At 64.4% G+C, this 20486-nt stretch carries 17 protein-coding genes; 12 read left to right on the forward strand and 5 right to left on the reverse strand.

Annotated features, from left to right (window positions below; translation table 11 throughout):
• Nucleotides 1-16: 16 nt before the first annotated feature.
• The 3 genes from dhaL to IWX62_RS08220 are packed head-to-tail and all read right to left on the reverse strand — an operon-like array spanning nucleotide 17 to nucleotide 2313.
• Entirely contained in the window at nucleotides 17-655 is a 639-nt protein-coding gene (gene dhaL / locus IWX62_RS08210; protein WP_196840864.1) for a dihydroxyacetone kinase subunit DhaL, read from the reverse strand.
• On the reverse strand, nucleotides 652-1446 hold the full coding sequence (locus IWX62_RS08215) for an HAD-IA family hydrolase (protein WP_196840865.1): 795 nt from the start codon (nucleotides 1444-1446) through the stop codon (nucleotides 652-654). Before IWX62_RS08215 ends, dhaL begins: the two co-directional genes overlap by 4 nt.
• Before the next feature lie 6 nt (nucleotides 1447-1452).
• The gene (locus IWX62_RS08220; protein WP_196840866.1) at nucleotides 1453-2313 is read right to left on the reverse strand and encodes a class II fructose-bisphosphate aldolase; all 861 of its coding nucleotides are present in this window, start codon (nucleotides 2311-2313) and stop codon (nucleotides 1453-1455) included.
• Nucleotides 2314-2483: 170 nt separating this feature from the next.
• Here IWX62_RS08220 and IWX62_RS08225 point away from each other — a divergent pair, with 170 nt between their 5' ends.
• Nucleotides 2484-2921, forward strand: coding sequence for a GlcG/HbpS family heme-binding protein (locus tag IWX62_RS08225; protein WP_196840867.1), 438 nt, complete (start codon nucleotides 2484-2486; stop codon nucleotides 2919-2921).
• A 61-nt stretch (nucleotides 2922-2982) separates the two neighbouring features.
• On the opposite strand, the gene IWX62_RS08230 is transcribed toward IWX62_RS08225, so the two are convergent.
• A complete protein-coding gene (locus tag IWX62_RS08230) occupies nucleotides 2983-3987 on the reverse strand; it encodes a threonine ammonia-lyase (RefSeq protein WP_196840868.1) in 1005 nt (334 codons plus the stop codon).
• Nucleotides 3988-4209: 222 nt separating this feature from the next.
• On the opposite strand from IWX62_RS08230, the gene IWX62_RS08235 reads away from it, so the two are divergent.
• Complete coding sequence (locus tag IWX62_RS08235; RefSeq protein ID WP_196840869.1) at nucleotides 4210-5361, forward strand: hypothetical protein; 1152 nt, start codon at nucleotides 4210-4212, stop codon at nucleotides 5359-5361.
• Nucleotides 5362-5490: 129 nt separating this feature from the next.
• Nucleotides 5491-7404, forward strand: a complete 1914-nt coding sequence (locus IWX62_RS08240) for a glycosyl hydrolase family 28-related protein (protein ID WP_333483291.1) — start codon at nucleotides 5491-5493, stop codon at nucleotides 7402-7404.
• A gap of 31 nt (nucleotides 7405-7435) precedes the next feature.
• On the opposite strand, the gene IWX62_RS08245 is transcribed toward IWX62_RS08240, so the two are convergent.
• A complete protein-coding gene (locus tag IWX62_RS08245) occupies nucleotides 7436-8431 on the reverse strand; it encodes a LacI family DNA-binding transcriptional regulator (RefSeq protein WP_196840870.1) in 996 nt (331 codons plus the stop codon).
• Between the two features lie 125 nt (nucleotides 8432-8556).
• On the opposite strand from IWX62_RS08245, the gene IWX62_RS08250 reads away from it, so the two are divergent.
• From IWX62_RS08250 to IWX62_RS08290, 9 genes are all read left to right on the forward strand, one after another.
• Entirely contained in the window at nucleotides 8557-9843 is a 1287-nt protein-coding gene (locus IWX62_RS08250) for a class I SAM-dependent methyltransferase (protein WP_196840871.1), read from the forward strand.
• 72 nt (nucleotides 9844-9915) lie between these two features.
• Nucleotides 9916-11358, forward strand: a complete 1443-nt coding sequence (locus tag IWX62_RS08255) for a DUF3375 domain-containing protein (protein WP_196840872.1) — start codon at nucleotides 9916-9918, stop codon at nucleotides 11356-11358.
• A complete protein-coding gene (locus IWX62_RS08260) occupies nucleotides 11355-11996 on the forward strand; it encodes a DUF4194 domain-containing protein (RefSeq protein ID WP_196840873.1) in 642 nt (213 codons plus the stop codon). Before IWX62_RS08255 ends, IWX62_RS08260 begins: the two co-directional genes overlap by 4 nt.
• On the forward strand, nucleotides 11986-15378 hold the full coding sequence (locus IWX62_RS08265) for an ATP-binding protein (RefSeq protein WP_196840874.1): 3393 nt from the start codon (nucleotides 11986-11988) through the stop codon (nucleotides 15376-15378). Before IWX62_RS08260 ends, IWX62_RS08265 begins: the two co-directional genes overlap by 11 nt.
• Complete coding sequence (locus tag IWX62_RS08270) at nucleotides 15368-16690, forward strand: Wadjet anti-phage system protein JetD domain-containing protein (RefSeq protein WP_196840875.1); 1323 nt, start codon at nucleotides 15368-15370, stop codon at nucleotides 16688-16690. Before IWX62_RS08265 ends, IWX62_RS08270 begins: the two co-directional genes overlap by 11 nt.
• 44 nt (nucleotides 16691-16734) lie before the next feature.
• Nucleotides 16735-16983: a type II toxin-antitoxin system Phd/YefM family antitoxin gene (locus tag IWX62_RS08275; protein ID WP_196840876.1), complete on the forward strand. Its 249-nt coding sequence runs from the start codon at nucleotides 16735-16737 to the stop codon at nucleotides 16981-16983.
• A complete protein-coding gene (locus IWX62_RS08280; protein WP_333483292.1) occupies nucleotides 16980-17357 on the forward strand; it encodes a PIN domain-containing protein in 378 nt (125 codons plus the stop codon). Before IWX62_RS08275 ends, IWX62_RS08280 begins: the two co-directional genes overlap by 4 nt.
• Nucleotides 17358-17500: 143 nt before the next feature.
• Nucleotides 17501-18745 (forward strand): metal-dependent hydrolase family protein, encoded by a 1245-nt coding sequence (locus IWX62_RS08285; RefSeq protein WP_196840878.1) that lies wholly within the window; start codon nucleotides 17501-17503, stop codon nucleotides 18743-18745.
• A gap of 222 nt (nucleotides 18746-18967) precedes the next feature.
• Nucleotides 18968-20386 (forward strand): HNH endonuclease signature motif containing protein, encoded by a 1419-nt coding sequence (locus IWX62_RS08290; RefSeq protein ID WP_196840879.1) that lies wholly within the window; start codon nucleotides 18968-18970, stop codon nucleotides 20384-20386.
• The last annotated feature ends 100 nt before the right edge of the window (nucleotides 20387-20486 follow it).

Raw genomic sequence — 20486 nt, forward strand, 5'->3', positions numbered from 1 at the left:
GGTCAAGGAAAAGGGGCTAGCGTGCCGCCCATTCAGAGGTCAGTCGTTCGATCATGATGGCCACGGCCACCGCGCCGGCGTCGGGAGAGCCGATGCTTCTTTTCCCGCTGTAGCTGGCCCGCCCCCGCCTGGCCTCCAGCGAGCTGGTGGCGTCGGCGGCGGCCCGGGCCGTGTCGCAGAAGACTTTCAGGCAGCCAGCGGCGTCGGTTCCCTTGCCGAGTTCGCGTTCCAGCTCGTCGGTCGCGGGGACGATCGCGTCGAGGAGGGTCTTGTCACCCAGTTCGGCGCTGCCGCGTGCCTTGATGCCGTCGGTCGCGGCGCGCAGCATGGCGACGACCGTTGCGCCGTCCATGATGCCGGACGCTTTCGCTGCCGCTGATGCCCTGAGGAACGCCGTCCCCCAGAGTGGGCCGGAGGTGCCGCCGATGCGGCTGGAGATGGCCAGGGCTATCTGCTGCAGGAAGGTGGCGGGGTCGTCGCGTTTGAAGGTGTCCCAATCGGCAAGGACCTTTTCGAAGCCGCGGGCCAGGGAATAGCCCAGGTCGCCGTCGCCGACGACGGCGTCAAGGTCGCCGAATTCCTTCTCCTTGTCCACTGCCGTCTGAGCGATGGAGCGGACCACAAACTCGACATTCTCGAGGTCGGTGGATGTCATGATGCCTCCGGACTGGTTGTGACGGACGGAGAGTCCAGTAGCTGCAGCAGGGTGGTGAGGGTGACGACGCCGGCCACCTCAACGCCGAGCGGGTTGGCCAGCACCTCGGCGGCCTCGCCGGGGTCCCCCAGCGAGGCAACCACCAGGGAAGCACCGGTAAAGTCCTCTTCCCGGGTGAAACCGCTGACGGTCACCACCGTACGCAGGCCGGCGGCGACGGCGGCGCGCAGCCCGTTCGAGCTGTCTTCGACCACCACGGCGTCGTCAGTGCTCAGACCGAGTTCCCTGAGCGCGAGCAGGTAGATGTCCGGGGCCGGCTTCTTCCGGGGCACCACATCGCCGGCGAACACGGCGAAGTGTGCGGCGAGGTCCTCTCTGACGGCGTGAGTCAGCACGGCCCGAACCGCGGGTTCCGCCGAGGTAGAGGCAACGGCGAGGCCCCACCCGGCGTCGTGCGCCTCCTGCACCAGTCGGGCGATTCCTGGCCGCGCCGGCATCACACCGCCGTCCACCAAGTCGGTGTAGATGGCAGTTTTTCGTTTGTGCCAGGCGAGGATGGCAGCGTCCTTGGCGGCGTCGTCGTGCAGTCCCAGCTGGGCGCTCACGTCGTCGGTGAGGATGCTGCGCATACGTTCCTTACCGCCGCCGATCTTCACCTTCTCCGCATAGTCCTCGACGCTCCACTGCACGGGCACCGAGAATTCCTCGAACGTGCTGTTGAAAGCCGGGAGGTGACCAAACTGCTCGGTGTCGGCGAGCACACCGTCGCAATCGAAGATCAGGGTGGGCATGGTCGGCTACCTGCCCTTCCCGGCGCTGCCGAACTGTTCGGCCAGTTCTTTGACCATGTCGATCACATCGCCGCGGGTGTGCTTGAACAACGACGGCGGGTCCCACTTGCTGTTCTGTTCGGCCTGTTTCAGGAAGGCCAGGTGGGACTTCATGAACGTTTCCTTCAGCGCCGTAGAGATGTTGACTTTGGCACAGCCGCGGGCAATCAGGTCCTGAAACTGTTCGGGGCTGAGCCCGCTGCCGCCGTGCAGTGCGATGGGGATGGACCGTGCCTTAACAATTTCGGTCACCCGGTTGGCGTCCAGGACCGGTGCGGCCTTGTAGGTGCCGTGGGCGTTGCCGATCGAGGGGGCAAAAACGTCAATCCCCGTGGCGTCGATGAAAGTCAGCGCGGTTTCGAGGCTCTGCTGTTTGGAGACCTCATCCGAACCGTGGTCATCCTCGACGCCTGTGATCGCCTCGATTTCGCCTTCCACCTGGGCGCCGTAGCTGCGTGCCTCGCGGACCACCTCAATGGTTTGTCGTTGGTTTTCCTCGACCGGGAGGGCTGACGCGTCGAACAGTACCGAGTTCCAGCCAGCCTTCAGGCATTCGGTGACCACGTCGCGGTCGGGGCAGTGGTCGAGGTGGAGGGTGACCGGCACCTCGATCCCGCGCGTCATCGACTCCCACATCTCGAAGAGGACCCGGGAGCCGATGCTGCGGACCGTCTTGACCGACGTCTGAAGGATCACGGGGGAATTGCATTCCACCGCACCGGCGAGCACCGCCTCCATGGTCAGGTCGTTGAAAATATTGATCGCCGGCACCCCGTAGCGCGCGGCAAACGCCGGATCGACAATGTCCTTCAAGGGCACAACACCCACGGCAAACCTCCTTGTTGGCTGATCCCACGGTAGGCGAGAACCCCGCCCGTGGGTATGAGGGAACACCCTCCCCCACATGGGGGTAATCACTACTTGGCAAGCCGCCCGATGCCAGTCACGCTGTCCAGAGCACAGAGCTGTGCTGACCCACGTTGAGGAAGAGGAAGCTCATGGCAACTGGAACCGTGTTGGAGACTGTCACCCTTGAAGAGGCCCGCCGCGTGATTGACGCCGCCGCCGGGAAGGCGAGCGAGATTGGCCAGCCCATGGACATCGCCGTGGTTGATGCCGGCGGCAACCTGAAGTCCCATGTCCGGATGGACGGAGCGAATATCGGCAGCATCACCATTGCGATCAACAAGGCCTACACCGCCATCGCCTTCCAGTGCGAGACCAGCGACCTCCAGGGGATGACCCGACCGGACGGTCCGATCTACGGCCTGAACGACGCGCACGGCGGCCGTCTGGTCGTCTTTCCGGGTGGCATTCCGCTGGTGCGCGACGGGAGCATCGTCGGTGCTATCGGTGTGTCGACGGGTTCGATCGAACAGGATCAGCTGGTGGCCGAGGCGGGCGCTGCGGCGTTCGCTGGCGTAATGGTGGCCTGACTCTGTTCCGTTTCGCCTTCGCCTCGGGGATTGAGTACAGGGCGTCGCATTGGGGCCGAGTTTAGTCAGCCAGGACCCTCGCCATCAGGGCCGGATCGACGGAGCCCCCCGAGACGATCGCGGCGACGGTTGCCCCGCGCGGCGCCAGGTCATGCATCCAGGCTGCGGTAGCGACGGCTCCCGACGGCTCGGCGACGAGGCGGCCCTCCACCGCAATGTGACGCACCGCGGTGAGGATCTGCTCTTCGGAGACCGTGACGACGTCGTCGACGTAGCGTCTGATGTGTTCCCAGGGGTGGACGCCGACGGCGGGCGTGCGCAGGCCGTCCGCCACTGTGCGGTAGGTGAGTGTGGTGTCCCACGTGATCCGGCGCTGCTCGCGCAGGCTTTCGGCGGCGTCTGCTGCGAATTCGGGTTCGACGCCGATCACCTGGATCTCGGGGCGCAGGGACTTGATGGCGGTGGCAATCCCGGAGATCAACCCGCCACCGGAAATGGGGACGAGGACGACGTCGACGTCGGGGAGTTGCTCGATAAGCTCCAACCCGACGGTGCCTTGGCCTGCGATGATCCGGAGGTCGTCGTAGGGCGGCACCTCGACGTAGCCGTGTTCGGCGGCGAGTTCGAGCGTCCGGCTGTCCCGTTCGGTGGCCGGGACCAGCACCACCTCGGCGCCGAGTGCCCGGACGGCGGCGACTTTGGTGGGCGGGGCGGCGTCGGGCATCACGATGACGGCATGCAGGTCGAGCCGCTTGGCGAGCCAGGCGACGGCGCGGGCATGGTTGCCTGAGGATTGGGCGATGATGCCGCGGTCGCGGGATTCATCGAGCACCTGGGAGATGGTGTTGTAGGCGCCGCGGAGCTTGAAGGCTCCGGTCGGCTGGAGGGATTCGGCTTTCAGGTGCAGGATGTCGGACGGTCGATCCGGGTGTGGCAGCGCGATGATCGGGGTACGTAGCACCAGGTCCTGGATCCGCTCGGCGGCGGCCCTGATGTCGTCGAGGGTGACGAGCTGGGTGTCGGTACTCGCTGTTGACTGATCCGCGGTCGCGTAGGCGTTATCCATACGTGGATCCTACGTGGTGGCCCTGCCGTGGCAATCACTTGCAGGTCGGCCAAGCGAATCCCCCGGTAGATGGTTGTCTGCGCAGTCTATCGACGACCCGCCCAGTAACCGGTGGGTATGCAACGTGCGCCTGATGTTTCCCACCCGGGATAGCGCCCCCAGTTCAGGGGCTTGCGGTCCAGGGTCTTCACCCACCATGATTGCATAGCGCATCAGCGCTAAATGTTCGTCGGCGGTTGGGCGCTCGCGGACAACCAGCGTCTGCGTCCCTCGCCGCAGGAAGAATTCCACGTGCTGCATTTCCCGTCCTCAAACACCGCCGCACACCGGCCAGCGACAGCCGATGTTGCACAGCTGGACGAGCTTCTTGATGACTCTGTGTGGGCCTTCAGCAACTGCAGGGTGGACGCGCCGGGGAAGCCGGTCGCCGAAGTCGACTGGCTCTTCTACAACACCAGGCGCGGCGATTTCACCGTCTCGGAGTGGAAAGGCTTTCATTCGCCGGTCGCCTCGGTGAAAGACACCGGCGTACCGTGGATCCTCGCTGATGGATCGGAAGCAGCCAACCCGATCGAGCAGGTGGCACGGCAACATGAAGCTGTGCGCGCCGTGCTTCGAAGTTCGGTGCGACAGCAATTCTTCCCGACCGTTCCAGCCCTGGACATGACGCTTCAACAGTGCGTGTACGCTCCGCAGATCGGGCCGGAAACCACCCGCGAGCGTCTGCGCTTCGGGAGGGTGCACGGCTCACTGGCTGATCTTGCGCAAAGCCTACGGGAGAACCGGACTATCCCGGTTCCGCTACACGTGGCCGACCCGGCGGCTCACCTTGACCTCGCCGACGCGCTGGCAGCACTGTTTCGCTGCACAGTCTCCCGAGCGGCGCGCCGGAAGCTAGCCCCGTCACCCGTCAGCCAAATGGAAGATAGCGCCCAGCGCATCGTCGACATCCACCTCCAGCTCTCAAATCTCCATAGCGAACTGGCTCGCCTGATGATGAAGCAGCCCGTTGAAGTGAAGCCAGCGGCCCCCAAGCAGCCCGTAAAAGCCCCTAGAATCACCGAAATCGAGGTCATGAAGACCCACCTCGACAAGTATCTAAAGAACGCTGGCGATGACCCGCAGTCCGTGGTCAAAGGTCTTAGCCGGGCCTGGAACGCGGCCCTGCGTGACCCGAACATGCATCGTGATGGTGCTGTGAACCAGACCGTGTTCGGATCGGCGGCGACCTCGCGGGTGAAGCATCTCGGTTCCCTCAAGGAACTACTTGGCAGCAGCGTCCCCACCTGGTGCCTTGAGCAGGCCCTCTCAGCAGGACTGAGCGCGAAACCGGATCCCAGGCGTTCCTCGCACCTCTTGGTGTCCAGGACCTGACTCCGCCCAGCGAACCCCGCGCTATCGTCACATCTTGACGGAAGCGGCCGCGTCCGATTCAATCTGATGACACCCTAGTGACACGAGTCACTAACCAACTGACCCCTCAACGGAGAGAATCGTCTGCTCATGTCTCCTCTGCCCCCCACACCCCATCAGTCCTCCCCTCCCCCGACGACCGGGCGCCGCAAGGCTGCCCTTCCCGCCCTTCTGGCGGTGGGCCTGACCGCCGCCCTGCTCGTGGCACCCGGCGCTGCTGCGGTCGCCGCCCCCGCCCCCGCCGCGGAAACCAAGGCCAACCACCAACCGGCCGTGCCGGATCTTGGCCCCAATGTGACGGTCTTTTCGCCCACCATGCCCGTCGAGGACATTCAGGCGAAGGTCGACGCCGTCAACGCCCGCCAGATCGACGACGAAATGGGCACCAACCGCCAGTCGTTACTCTTCCTCCCTGGCACCTACGGGACAGACGAGAAGCCACTGCAGTTCAAAGTGGGCTACTACACGGAGGTCGCCGGGCTCGGTGAGTCACCGACCGATGTCACGATCAACGGCAAAATCGAGGTCTACAACCGTTGCCTTGAAAACAACGGCACGAGTAACTGCATCGCGCTGAACAACTTCTGGCGCACCCTCTCCAACCTGACGATCCAGGTGAACGGCGCCGGTCAGGATGGCTGCCGGCAATCAGCAAACTTCTGGGCTGTCTCGCAGGCCGTCTCACTGCGCCGGGTAAACGTCACCGGCGGAACACTTTCGCTGATGGACTACTGCACCGCCGGACCCCAGTTTGCCAGCGGCGGGTACATGGCCGATTCGAAGGCCGGTGACATCATCAACGGTTCCCAGCAGCAGTGGTTTACGCGCAACAGCACTATAGGCTCCTGGTCCAACGGCGTGTGGAATGCCGTGTTCGCCGGTGTCGATGGCGCCCCGGCGGACACCACCTTCCCCACTCCCCCCTACACCACTCTCGAGGAAACCCCGGTCAGCCGCGAGAAGCCCTACCTTTTCGTTGACGACAAGGGCGGCTACAACGTGCGGGTCCCCTCCGCGCAAGTGAACTCGCGCGGAATTTCCTGGGAGGACGGCGTCACCGAGGGCCGGACTATCCAGCTCAAGGACTTCTTCATCGCCGATCCGTCGGACTCCGTCCAGACCATCAACAGCCAGCTCGCGCGCGGCAAGCACCTCCTGCTGACCCCCGGGGTGTACGGCATCGATAGCACTATTGCGATCAAACGGGCCAACACGGTTGTCTTGGGCATGGGCCATGCAACCCTGACCGCGGTGGACGGCGCAACGCCGATGCGCGTAGCCGATGTGTCCGGCGTCGTCCTTGCGGGTGTCACCATCGACGGTGGCGAGGTCAATTCGCCCCTGCTGCTCCAGATCGGCACGAAGAACGGGAATAGCAGCGGCAAGAAGAACGATCCTCTCAACCCCACGACGCTGAGCGATGTGTACTTCCGGATCGGTGGACCAAACGTCGGGAAGGCGGACGTCAGCCTTGAGGTCAACAGCGACAACGTCCTGATCGACCACATTTGGGCATGGCGCGCGGATCACGGCAACGCGGGGACCTTCGGCTGGGATATCAGCACGGGCCGCAACGGTGTGATCATCAACGGTGACAATGTGACAGCCACGGGACTTTTCGTGGAGCATTACCAGGAGTACAACGTCATCTGGAACGGCGAGAACGGCCGGACGGTCTTCTTCCAGAACGAGCTGCCCTACGATCCGCCCAACCAGGAGGCATGGCAGCACGACGGCGTCCTCGGGTGGGCTGGTTACAAGGTGGCCGACGACGTCAGGAAGCACACCCTCTGGGGTGGCGGCTCCTACGTTTTCACCAATGTGGATCCCACCATCCACGCCACCCGGGGCTTCGAGGTTCCGGACACCGCCGGTGTGCAGCTGAACCATATCCTCACCGTCAACCTTGGAGCGGGCACCATCGACCACGTCGTCAACAACACCGGCGCTCCGGTCAGTAACGACAACACGGGTATCCCCAGTTACGTGGTGCAGTACCAGTAGGTCCTGACGGGAAACGCCTGGCTCTGTCGGGTCACGCCGACCCGCGAACCACCAGCACCATCCCGTCCCCGGGGAATGCCGGAGCCTCGTCCTCTGCCTGGTCGCCCAGACCGGCGAGGACGAGGCCAGCGAGGTATTTGGCCTGCAGCTCGATGGACTGGGAAATGGTGGTGAGCGGCGGCTCGGCGAGACGAGCCGCCGGCGCGTCGTCGACGCCAACAACCGCCACCTGCGCAGGGCACTCGAGTCTGTGCAGCCGAAGCCCCGCCAGGATGGCGAGCGCGACGTCGTCGTTGTACGCGGCGATACCGGTCACCGGGTCCGGACCGTGTCGCCAAGTCCGCAGGGCCGCAGCGGCTGAGTCTGCCTCAAGGTCAACCGGGAGCACCTCCGGCTCAGGCAGACCATGGTCCGCGCATTCACGGCGGACTCCTGCCAGCCGATCCGCTGCAAAGTGTTCAACACGGGAATCGGTGGGCCAGGCATAGGCGATCCGGCGCCGCCCGGTGGCAATCAGCTGCTGAGCCTGGAGCCGTCCGATCCGTATCTGACCTTCGGAGGGTCGATGGGCCGGTCCTGCCGCGGCATCCCCTTGGGTACCCAGCACCTGGATGCCGGCCTGGCGCATAGCCAGAAGATCGTCGTCGTCGAAAGGAGCAAAACCGATCACGGCGCGAGGTGTGACGGCACGCCAGAGATCCTGCAGTGGACGCTGTCCGCGGGCGTGGTGCACCAGGACTGAAAGCCCTCGCTCAGCCACTTCATCGGCGAGGTGGTCCAGGAGGGTTTCGATCACTGGTCCGATGGGCCAGTCAGGAAGAATACACAGCACAAGGTCGCTGCGGCCCGTCTTCAACGCTCGCGCGGCAGCGGACGGCGCATAGCCGAGCCGCTTCCCGGTTTCCCGGACACGTCGCCGGGTCTCCTCGGAGATGCTCACGCCCTCGCGCCCGGTCAGGACATAGCTGACCGTGGTGCGCGAAACCCCACTCTCACGCGCCACATCCGCACTGGTGATCCCCGCCATTGTTGATCTCCTCCAGACCCTGATCCTTGTCTTCCGCCATCCTAGTGGCTCTCATTTTGAGCCCGTCCCCGGTTCAAGGTTCATACCCCTCTGGCCCTCCGGCGCAAACCGGAGTAGACATGGCTATGGGCAAAGCACAGGGGGCCGCCGCACTGCTGGCCGAGGCGCTGGGGATCGTTCTGGGGACCGAAGAAATTCCGCTCCGACTCAGGGCCTGGGACGGATCGGAAGCAGGTCCGCCGGCAGCCCCGGTGATCGAATTCCGCTCCCGACGGGCCTTGCGCCGCATGCTCTGGTCCCCCGGGATGCTGGGCCTGAGCCGGGCCTATGTTGCCGGCGACATCGATGCCCCCGGAGACCTCTATGAAAGCTTCACCGCGCTCAGCGCCGTCGGGAAGTTCGCCGATCTGGAACCCTTCAGCCCGCCAACGCTCCGCGAGCGGGCCAAGCTGCTGACCACCGCCGTCCGGCTGGGCGCCATCGGACTCAACCCCACTCCCCCGCCTGAGGAGATCACCATCGACCGGGTCGGCCGGAAACACTCAAAGAAGCGCGACGCCGCCGCCATCTCCCACCATTACGACGTCGGCAACGACTTCTACGCGCTCGTCCTCGGACCCTCCATGGTGTATTCCTGCGCGGTCTGGGACTCCCCCGATACCGGCCTCGACGCGGCGCAGGAAGCGAAACTCGATCTGGTCTGCCGGAAAATCGGACTGCAGCCGGGGACGCGCGTGCTCGACGTGGGGTGCGGCTGGGGCAGTTTCGCCCTGCACGCGGCGGAACGCTACGGGGCCGACGTCGTCGGCGTCACCCTGTCCACCGAGCAAGCAGAACGCGCGCGCAAACGGGTGGCCCACGCCGGTCTCAGCGACCGGGTCCAGATCCGGGTCCAGGACTATCGCGACGTCGACGACGGCCCGTACGACGCGATCAGTTCCATCGGCATGTCCGAGCATGTGGGGCGCGACCAGATCGCCGAGTATTCAAGCCACCTGTTCGGCCTCCTGCGCCCCGGCGGACGACTGCTCAACCACGCCATCTCGTGGAATGCCGGGGACACCATGCGGCCGGACCCTGATTCCTTCATCCCCAAATACGTCTTTCCCGACGGCGAGATGCTCAGTCTCACGGTGATGCTCGGCGCTCTGGAGTCGGCCAAGTTCGAGGTGCTCGACGTCGAAGCGCTGCGCCGACACTACGCGCTCACCCTCCGCGCGTGGGTGCAGAACCTTGAGGACCATTGGGAGGAAGCGGTAGGCCTGACCAGCGAGGGTCGAGCCCGGGTGTGGCGCCTCTACATGGCGACCAGCGCGCTGGGCTTTGAGAACGGTCTGACCGGGGTCAACCAGGTGCTGGTGCAGCGACCCGGCGGGACCGAACCTCCACTGCGGCGGGCCAGCTGGCTGTAGCCCCGCTCATGGGGAGCTGTGCCTTAGCATTGAATACCAAAGGCATCCTAGGGCTAGGTGGACTCGGAGCGGATGGATTTCTACGGGGTCAATTCCCTACGCGAAAACAATGCAGGCTGGTCGTTGCTCCGCGCCCAAAACGCCCCGCTGGCAATAACCTTCTTCATTGCGGCGTTCACCGGGCCCAATGCACGAAATCTCGGCCGCCAGCAGCTGGTTGACGCCCTGGATGACGTGCTCTTTGGCCTCCGGGACTCCTTCGGCGATGACAGCTATCCCCGGTCCGCCGCCGATTATCTTGATGACTGGGCGGCACCCGAACGCGCCTGGTTGAGGAAGTACTACGTCACGGGTCAGGACGAACCGCGATACGACCTGACACCAGCAGCCGAGAGCGCGCTCCGGTGGGTGGAGAGTCTGCAAGGCCGTGACTTCGTCGCCACGCAGTCGCGGCTCACCAGCATCTTCGCCGTCCTCAAACAACTGGTGCAGCGCTCCGAGACCGACCCGGATGAGCGGCTGGCCGAGCTGCAGCGGCAGCGCGACGACATCGACGCCGAGATGCAGCGCATCAGGGAAGGTCATATTGCGGTGATGAGCGCGCCCGAAGCGCTCGACCACTTCCAGCAACTCACCGCACTGGCACGGGACTTGCTCGCGGATTTCCGCGAAGTCGAACAGAACTTCCGCAAACTGGACCGTCAGGTGCGCGAACAGATCGCCACGTGGGACGGCACCCAGGGCGAGCTGCTGGCCTCCATCTTTGCCAATCAGCAGGACATCAGCAGCTCTCTGCAGGGCCGGACCTTCCAGGGCTTCTGGGACTATCTCATGTCGCCCCGGCTCCGGACGGAACTCAGTGATCTTCTGCAACGCGCCACCCAGATCGATGCTCTCGCGAAGCTGGACAATATACATACGGTCGCCAACCTGCATCAGGATTGGCTCCCCGCGGTCGAGCAGACCCAGACCACCGTCCGTCAGCTGTCCCAGCAGATGCGTCGGCTCCTGGATGACAAGGTATTTCTGGAGAACAAGCGCATCATGCAGCTCATCCGCAGCATCGAATCCGGTGCGCTTGAGACCCGTGGCCAGCCCGCGCCGGGCACTTTCATGCACGTCCCCGCACCCGCCGTGGAGGTGGCGCTTCCCTTTGAACGCCCCCTCTACGAGCCGAGCCGGCGAATGCTGGTCGACGACGCCATCGTGACGGCCGACGACTCCGGCGTGGACGCCGCCGCCCTGTTCAGCCAGTTCCATGTGGACTCGGCGCGGCTCGTGGCGCAGATCGACGCTGTGCTGGCTGACACCGACCAGGCCAGTCTGGCGGACATCACCACCAGCTACCCGCTCTCTCAGGGGTTGGCCGAAATTGTTGCCTACTACCAGTTGGCCACTGAATCCCAGTGGGCCACCATCAACCCGGATTCCACCGATCAGCTCTTCTGGACCCTCCCCGATGGAAGTATCAGGGAGGCCACCATTGACCAGATCATCTTCGTGAGGCCCACATGACCATCGAGACGGACACCACCACGCCGCCGGAACTCCCCGGTGTGATTACCCGGCTCTTCAAAGGGGTGGTGTACGCCGAATCCGACGAGAAAACCTGGCAGGCGTTGCTGGAGCTCACCTCGCAGGTGAGGGATTACGCGGCGGTCCTCGGACTGAATCTCATCCTCGACGAACCCGAAGGGTACGCCTTCCTCCGCTCCCGGGAAGACCCGGAAAGCAGCCTTCCACGGCTGATCCCCCGCCGCCAGCTCACCTTCAACGTCAGTTTGCTGCTGGCCCTCCTGCGGGGACGGATGCTCGAATTTGATACCAACAGCAGCGAGATCCGGCTCATCATGACCGAACAGGACATCGCCGATCTGGTGTCGGTCTTCCTTGCCGAATCGAGCAATGAGGCCCGGGTGCTCGACCGGCTCGGCTCGGACATCAAAAAGGTGGTTGACCTGGGTTTCCTCCGCAAAATGCGTGGGCAACCCGGAACCTATGAGGTGGCACGGATCCTCAAGGCGTTTGTCGACGCGCAGTGGCTCGAAGAGTTCGACGCGCGGTTAGCCGACTACCGGGCGTCACTGGCCGGGTCAGGCACCAAGGAAAGTAGCGGCAAAGACGTCGGGGAGGTCGCGGCAGATGACAACTAACCAACAGGACAGCCTGTTCAGCCTTGATGAACCGCTGGACGACGGCGCAATCCCCCCGGGGTTCCGGCTGCAGCGACTTGAACTGCTGAACTGGGGAACCTTCAATCAGGGCGTCAGGACGTTCCGCCTCGACGGCGCCAACAGCCTGCTGACCGGCGATATTGGCTCAGGCAAATCGACAGTGGTGGATGCCATCACCACCCTGCTGCTCCCCGCCAACCGGATTGACTACAACAAAGCTGCCGGTGCGCAGAAGAAGGAACGCACTCTGATGTCCTACGTGCGGGGCTTCCACAAGAGCACCCGCAGCGCCGGCGGCGAATACTCCAAGCCTGTTGCCCTGCGCAGCACCGGCACGCTGACCGTGGTCCTCGGGGTCTTCCACAACGAACAGCTGGGCAGGTCGGTGAGCCTCGCGATCACGCTGTGGGCCCCCCAGGAGTCGGGACAACCCAACCGCTTCTACTCCCTGTCCGAGAACGCCCAGACCATCGCCAAGGACTTCGCCAATTTTGGCCAGGAACCCGCAAAACTGAAGAAACAGCTGCGGGCCGCGGGCGCCGTCGTGCACGACACGTTCGATCCGTACGCCGCCGCATTCAAACGGCAGTTTGGCATCAGTGGGAACCAGGCCATGGAGCTGTTCCACCGGACCGTGTCCATGAAACAGGTGGAAAATATCACCTCCTTTGTGCGCACCAATATGTTGGAAGAGGACGACGCCGCCACCCGGATCGGCACCCTCATCCACCACTTCGACGACCTCAAGAAGGCCCACGACGCCGTCGTCCGCGCCAAAGATCAGATCACCCTCCTCGAACCGATCCGCGACGGATCCGCGCTCCACGCCACGCTGAGCCGCGAGCATGAACAGTCACGCGCGCAACGGGACCAGCTGCATCCCTGGTTCACCGAACGGAAGCTCCAGCTCAGCCTGGAGCATCATGAGGAGCTGTCCAGCACCGGACTTCGCCTGAACGAGGACGCCGCTACAACCGCGGCGGAGCTCGCTGACGCGAGACATCAGGTGGCAGCGGTGCGGGAGGATATCCGTTCGAACGGCGGCGGCCGGCTCGCGGCGATCGACGCCGATGTCTCCCGTCTGGGCTCGGAGCTGTCCCGCCAGCGGTCCCGCTTCGACGGCTATTCCACGGCCGCCGCGGACCTGGGTTTGCAGGCCCCGGAGGATCGTGTGCTGTTTGACCGCAACCGGGGCAGGTTGCCCGAGGTGGAGGCTGAGCTTCGCTCGCGGTCCGCCGAACTGCAGGAGACGGTGACCGGGCTGACCATCAAGAAGACCGAACTTGACGGACAGGTGCACGCCATTGACGCCGAACTGGCCAGTCTGCAGGCCCGGGTCGATTTGCTGCCCGGCTACCAGGTGGAGCTGCGGCGTCGTCTCTGCGAAGGAACGGGAATCTCCGAATCGGCGCTGCCCTATGCGGGCGAGCTGCTGCGGGTGCGCGACGGCGAGAGTGTGTGGGAAGGCGCCGCGGAGCGCACCCTGCGGGGTTTCGCACTGTCGCTGCTGGTGCCGGAGGAACACTATGCGGCGGTCAGCAGCTGGGTGGACGGGAACAACCTGAAAGGGCGCCTGGTATACCGCCGGGTGGGAGACCGATATTCTCCGCGACCGGCCGAACCGGGAACCCTGTCCTCGAAGATTGCGGTCAAACAGGCGACACCGTTCAGGGATTTCCTCCTTGATGAGCTGAGCGGTCGGTTCGACTATTTCTGCTCCGGGTCACTCGAGGATTTCCGGCGGCGCCCCCGAGCCGTGACCATGAGTGGCCAGCTCAAGGGTGGAGGCGGGCGGCATGAGAAGGACGACCGGAGAGACCTGGCGGACCGGCGCAACTTTGTCCTCGGCTGGGACAATCACGACAAGATCGCCCGGATCCGGGCGGAGCGGGACGAACTGGCGGGCGACCGGTCCGGTGTTGAGGCACGGCTGACCAAAGTGACCCAAGCGTTGGGCGCCTTCGGCCGGAAGCACCAGTATCTGGGCACCCTTGGTTCCATCGCCGACTTCGGGGAAATCGGCTGGCAGGAGACCGCCCAGAAGATCGACGGGCTGAAACGGGAGCGTTCGAACCTCGAATCCGCGAGCGATGTGCTCCAGCAACTGGGGGTCCGGGAATCTGAACTGAACCTTCAGTTGGGCCGGCTTGAGGAGAAGGCGGGAAGGATTCAGCAGCGCCTGGGCGCCAACGAGAATGCCTCACGGGACATCGCCGAGGCGGTCGAGGACTGCCGAGTGGTCCTGGCGGACACTCCGCTGACCGACGACGCCGACGTCCTCGCCGCCGTCGGGGTGCTCGAGGCGGAGGCTTTGGGCGGCGCGACCCTGACCTACAAGAACACCGCCGGCGTGGAGTCGACGGTCCGGAACAAGCTGACGGGCACCATCGATGCGCTCACCAAGCGGATCGCCACCGCTGCCGAGTCAACGGTGCGCAGGATGGCCGACTTCCGCAACAAGTACCCGAACGAGACCACCGAGTTCGATGCAGCCCTCGAATCGGCCGGAGAATTTAACCGGTTGCTGCACGAGTTGGTGAGCAATGACCTGCCCCGGTTCCAGACCCATTTCAAGGAGTCGTTGAACCAGAACACCATTCACGAGGTGGTGGCCTTCAACGCTTTCCTGGACAGCCGCCGGCAGGACATCGTTCACCGTATCAATGAGATCAACGTGTCGCTGGCCGGGATTCCCTATAATCCCGGGCGGCACATCCAACTGGAGCACCAGCCCACCACTGATCTCGACGTGCGGCAGTTCGGTATCGATCTGCGTGCGTGTTCGGAGGGAAGCCTGAATGATCAGGATCAGTACTCAGAACAAAAGTTTGTGCAGGTGGAACGGCTCATCGAACGGTTCCGGGGACGCGAGGGGTACACCGCGCTCGACGAGAAGTGGACCTGGAAGGTGACCGATGTCCGCAATTGGTTCACGTTCTCGGCGTCGGAAAAATGGACCGAAACCGGTGAGGAGTACGAGCATTTCACGGACTCCGGTGGTAAGTCTGGTGGCCAGAAGGAAAAGTTGGCATACACCATCCTTGCCGCGGCCTTGGCCTTCCAGTTCGGGCTCGGGTCCGCTGGCAAGACCGGCGGGAAAGCCGCCGGGCGCAGCTTCCGTTTTGTGGTGATTGACGAGGCGTTTGGCCGCGGATCGGACGAGTCGGCTCGCTACGGGTTGGAACTCTTCCAGCGGATGAAGCTGCAACTACTCATCGTCACACCCCTGCAGAAGATCCACGTGATCGAACCCTTTGTCTCCCACGTGGGGTTTGTGGCCAACTCCAACGGCGACGATTCCCAGCTCCGCAACATGACCATCCAGGAGTACCGGGACGAGCGGGCCTCACGTGCCAACTGACTCCCGGTGGACCACCCTTGCCGAGCTGCGCGCGCAGTCGGTCAAGGCCTGGGGTCGGGGCACCCTGCTGCGGGAATTGTTGGACCCTTCGGGCGCCTATCCGCGCCGTCGTGCCGTTAAGAAGCCAACCGCGGCCGAGCTGCGCGACAGCTACGCTGCGGCGCGCACCTGGGCCCGGGAGTGGTTCGACGCAGACGGTGACTTTACCCTGGAGACGGCCGAAATTGGCCGAACCACCATCGGGACGAACCTGGTACCGGCCGCTGCGGTGTTTGCCCGGGTCGAGGACGAGATCGCTTTCGCAGGCAAAACCAGGGACTCCCTTCGTGCCCAGGCGGTCGCCGAGAAGCTCGCAGCGGTCGACCCTGTCCTGCACGCCTGGGCGGCCAACCGTCCACTGGAGCTGCTGCGGTTGGGTGATTCGGCGCTTCTCGCCGCCCGGGCAGCCGTGTGGCTTGCGGCGAATCCACATCCCGGGATCTTTGTCCGGCAGCTGAGCCTGCCGGGAGTCCACACGAAGTTCATCGAAAGACACCGGCAGACGGTGGACGAGATGGTGATCGCTTTGCGTGCCCGGGAGCCGATCAAGGATCCCGCTTCCGTCCAGCTGTCGGCGACCGACGACGACGCTGCGCTGGCTGTGCCTGATACCGTCGCCGCCGATGAGTTGCTGGGGGCGGTTCAGCCGCGCACCCCGGCGGCGCGGTTCGCCCGCCGTCACGGGTTTACTCATCCGCCGGAACTGGTCCGCTTCCGGCTGCTCGACGGACGCTGTCTCGATAACCCAGGTGTTGATGACCAGAGTGCGGATCACCTCAGCGCAGGGCTGGATTTGCTGGGCGCCGCCCGCGACATCACGGTCACCTCCGAGGTTTTCAGGACCCTGAACCTACCGGTCGATACCGTCATTGTCACCGAGAATCTGGTGAACTTCCTTTCCCTCCCGGATCGGCCGGGCACCATGGCACTCTTCGGGGCGGGCTACGGAGTCTCGGCAGTGCGCGACGCTAGCTGGCTGCAGGATTGCGCCGTCTTCTACTGGGGGGATCTTGATACCCATGGGTTCCGCATCCTTGATTTGCTGCGCACTGTGCACCCCCACGTCTCCAGCCTCCTCATGGATGCGGAGACCCTGCTGACGCATCGCGCCGAGTGGGTCACCGAAGCTTCCCCTGCACGATACGAACCGGTGCGGCTCACTCCCTCAGAGTCAGACCTGTACCGCGCTCTGCGGGACAACCACTATGGCCCTGGCGTCCGCTTGGAGCAGGAGGTGATCCGGTGGGATTGGGTCCTGGATCGGCTGCCCTAGGCCAACGCCGATCTTCGGAGTAGCACAAGTGCTACTTTGGTTGGATGAAGCATATTGGTCTGAAAGAACTTCGCCAGCATGCCAGCGATATCATCAAGAGGGCCGAAGCTGGTGAGACGATCACCATTACCGTCGCCGGTCGGGACGCCGCGGTGCTTAGCCCCATAGCGGAGCGATCCTGGCATCGATACAGCGAAGTACAAGACCTCTTTTCCTCTCCGACGGATCCGGAGTGGGCGACCGATCTGCGAGCATTTGACGAGTCACCTCGCGACCCATGGACCCAGCAGTGAAAGCCATCTTCGACACAAACCTACTCATCGCCAATGTTGTACCGGCCGTCCCCGAAGAAATCGGTATCAGCACGATCAGTCATGCCGAACTTCACTACGGCGTTTTGGTTGCCAACGAAGCGCAACGCGCACTCCGCCTTCGCCGGCTTGCGGCGATTGAGAGCAGGTTCTCGGCGTTACCCGTCGACAGCGAAGTGGCACGGAACTACGGATTGATATCTCACCTGTTCGCAGAATCGGGCAGGAAGCCCCAGGCGCGAAGCTTCGACCTACTCATCGCCGCCACCGCAATGACCCACGAGGCGATCCTATACACGCGCAACATCAGAGACTTCATCGGACTTGCGTCCGTCCTCGACGTACGGGCCCTCTGACTCCATCCCCCGGCCGGCGGACCAGCTAGGTAGTCGATGGCTCTCGGCTCAATCTGGTTATTGCTGATCACAGAGCGTCTGATCCACACCCGCAGTCGCGCTAGTAAGGTGAATCAGGTCACGACAAACCTCGAAAGGCAGCAATGACGCTTGCGACAGTTCTGAAGAATGGCCACGTGTTCGACGGCGAACGCTTCCTCCCCGGCCAAACCGACGTCGTCATCCGCGACGGGATCATCGAAGCAGTGGGCCGCGACGCCGGCTCAGCCGACGCGTATGCGGATGCCGCGGTGGTGGATTGCGCCGGTCGCACGGTGCTTCCGGGCCTGATCGACCTGCACGTTCACGCCATGACGTCGACCCCGGGATCCATCCAGGCGATGGTCGAGCCCTACTCGCTGCAGTTCTACGAATCCGTGCGGAACCTTGAGGCCACCCTGCGCGCTGGCGTCACGACCGTGCGCGACGCCGGTGGCGCCGACCTGGGTGCCAAGCAGGCGGTCGAGACCGGGATCGTCAAGGGCCCACGGCTCCGCATTGCCGTCAGCATCATGTCCCAGACCGGCGGCCACGGCGACCTCTGGCATCCCTCGGGACTCGACTCCCCCGACTTCGGGCCGCATCCCGGCCGTCCCAGCGGCATCGCCGACGGCGTCGAAGAGGTCCGCAAGGTGACGCGCACCCTCCTGCGGGCGGGCGCGGACCAGATCAAGATCTGCTCCACCGGCGGCGTCCTCTCGCCGACCACCGACCCGAAGCACTCCCAGTTCACCCCAGCGGAGATCGCCGTCGTCGTTGAGGAAGCCGGGATGCAGGGCAAGTACGTCATGGCCCACGCGCAAGGCACCGCCGGGATCATCAACGCGCTGCAGGCCGGCGTGCGGACCATCGAGCACGGCATTTACCTCACCGACGAGGCAATCCAGCTGTTCCTGGACACCAAGGCCTACCTCGTACCCACCCTGTCAGCCCCGCTGGCCGTCATCCGCAAGGGCGAATCTGGGACGAGCGGCCTCTCGCCACAGGTCATCGACAAGGCCAAACGGGTCGCGGAGGACCACCGCCAGTCGGTTGCCCGGGCAATCGCCGCTGGGGTCAAGGTCGGCATGGGAACCGACGCCGGAGTCGGCGCGCACGGCGACAATCTGGAAGAGCTCGCGCTGATGGCCGATGCCGGCATGACCCTTGAGCAGGTCCTGGCGGCTTCCACCTCGGTGCCGGGCGAACTCATCACCCCCGTCGACTCCGTGGGCCGGTTGGCGCCAAAGCACCTGGCCGACGTCGTCGTCCTCACCGGCACGCTCGAATCGACGGAACAGCTGCCGATGCTGCGATCCATGATCGGGCAGGTCTACCAGGGCGGCGTACTGCAGTTCCCGCCCGTGTGATTGTTGGCTGGTTGCGCCGCCGTTGGGTGCTGCCCAAGCAGGTCGGGCATTCACGAGCCGATCGGCAAGGAACCGTTTGGCGTCGCTGTGGTCGCACGACGGATGGATCCTGTCTATAGCCCGAGCCGGGCCTCCGACCGTATTCGAATGTTTGTTCGAGAGATTTATCCACATAGGCTCGTGAGTCCCTGGATTGTCGGTGCAGTTTGGGACAATGGAGGTATGGACGGCAGCACGGCTTCTACATCGATTCGGAAGGAATCTACCCTCCCGGGAAGGGGCCCGCGTGGTTCTTCTGGTTCTAGTAGTACTGCTAATGGCAGCGCTTCCCGTGATGCTGGCACCTGGGTTTTGCTCAACGCCCTCCAGTCGCTGAAGCCAGCCGCTGACTCCGCCGGGATGATCAATCAGCTCCGCGGACTAGAGGACGTGAAATCCGCCATTGCCGGGATACAGGCCCGGATCGCTGTGGCCTTTGACCTCTCCGAACGCCAATCCCAGGCCAACGCCGGCGTGCCAGGCGCGGAGCAGGGCAGAAGTGTTGCCGCGCAGGTCGCTTTGGCCCGTCGGGAGTCCCCGTCCCGCGGCAGCAGACTTCTGGGGTTGGCTCGGGCGCTGGCCACGGAAATGCCCCATACGTTGGCAGCCCTGGAGGACGGTGAGCTGAACGAGTGGCGGGCTACCCTCCTGGTGAAGGAGACGGCGTGCCTGTCCGCCGCCGACCGGACGGCCGTCGATGAGGAACTCCACCCTGACACGGGGACGTTTAGCGGGTGCGGGGACAAAACCATCGTCGCGGCGGTGAAGGCTGCCGCGTACCGGCGGGATCCGCGTTCGGTGGTGAACCGGGCCGCCCACGCCGCCGGCGAACGGTTCGTGAGTATCCGTCCGGCACCGGACACCATGGCGTACCTGAGCGCGTTGTTGCCGGTGAAAAACGCGGTGGCCGCCTACGCGGCGTTAACCCGGCACGCCGACACGGCCCGATCGGGCGGGGACACCCGGTCCCGGGGACAGTTGATGGCCGACACCCTCGTCGAACGCATCACCGGTGTCGCCGGTGGTGTCTCCCGGGTCGAGGTGCAGGTCATCATGACCGACCGGGCCCTCCTTCAGTGCGACAGCGAACCGGCCCGGATCCCCGGCTACGGCATCGTCCCCTCCTCCTGGGCCAGAGACCTCCTGAACCCGTCTCCAGCCCAATCCACCTTCGACGTGTGGGTGCGCCGCCTCTACACCACACCAGGCACAGGGGACCTGGTAGCCATGGATTCCAGGGCCCGACTCTTCACGCGGGTGCAACGCCGGTACATTACCGCCCGGGACGACACCTGCCGCACCCCGTACTGCGACGCACCCATCCGCCACGTCGACCACATCGTCGCGTGGCATCGCGGCGGGTGTACCTCCATTTCGAACGGGGCTGGGCTCTGCGAAGCGTGCAACCACACCAAAGAAACACCCGGCTGGACAGCACAACCACGCCCCGGACCCCGACACTCCCTCCGGATCACCACCCCCACCGGCCACAGCTACGACTCCACCGCCCCACCTTTGCCCGGGACCAAGACTGGCCTGACATCACCTCGGCCTGAGCGCACCGAAAGACCCGGACCTATGAGGCGACGGCGGGTGCAGTAGCTCGGCCTGTCCATTGAACCCACGGATGATCGGGCGTATATTTCGGCATACGGATTCCGTCTTAGGGAACGGTTTTCCTCTGTCAGGTCAATGGCCCCAG

The organism is Arthrobacter sp. CAN_A1 (assembly GCF_015751665.1).
Lineage (GTDB): Bacteria > Actinomycetota > Actinomycetes > Actinomycetales > Micrococcaceae > Arthrobacter_D.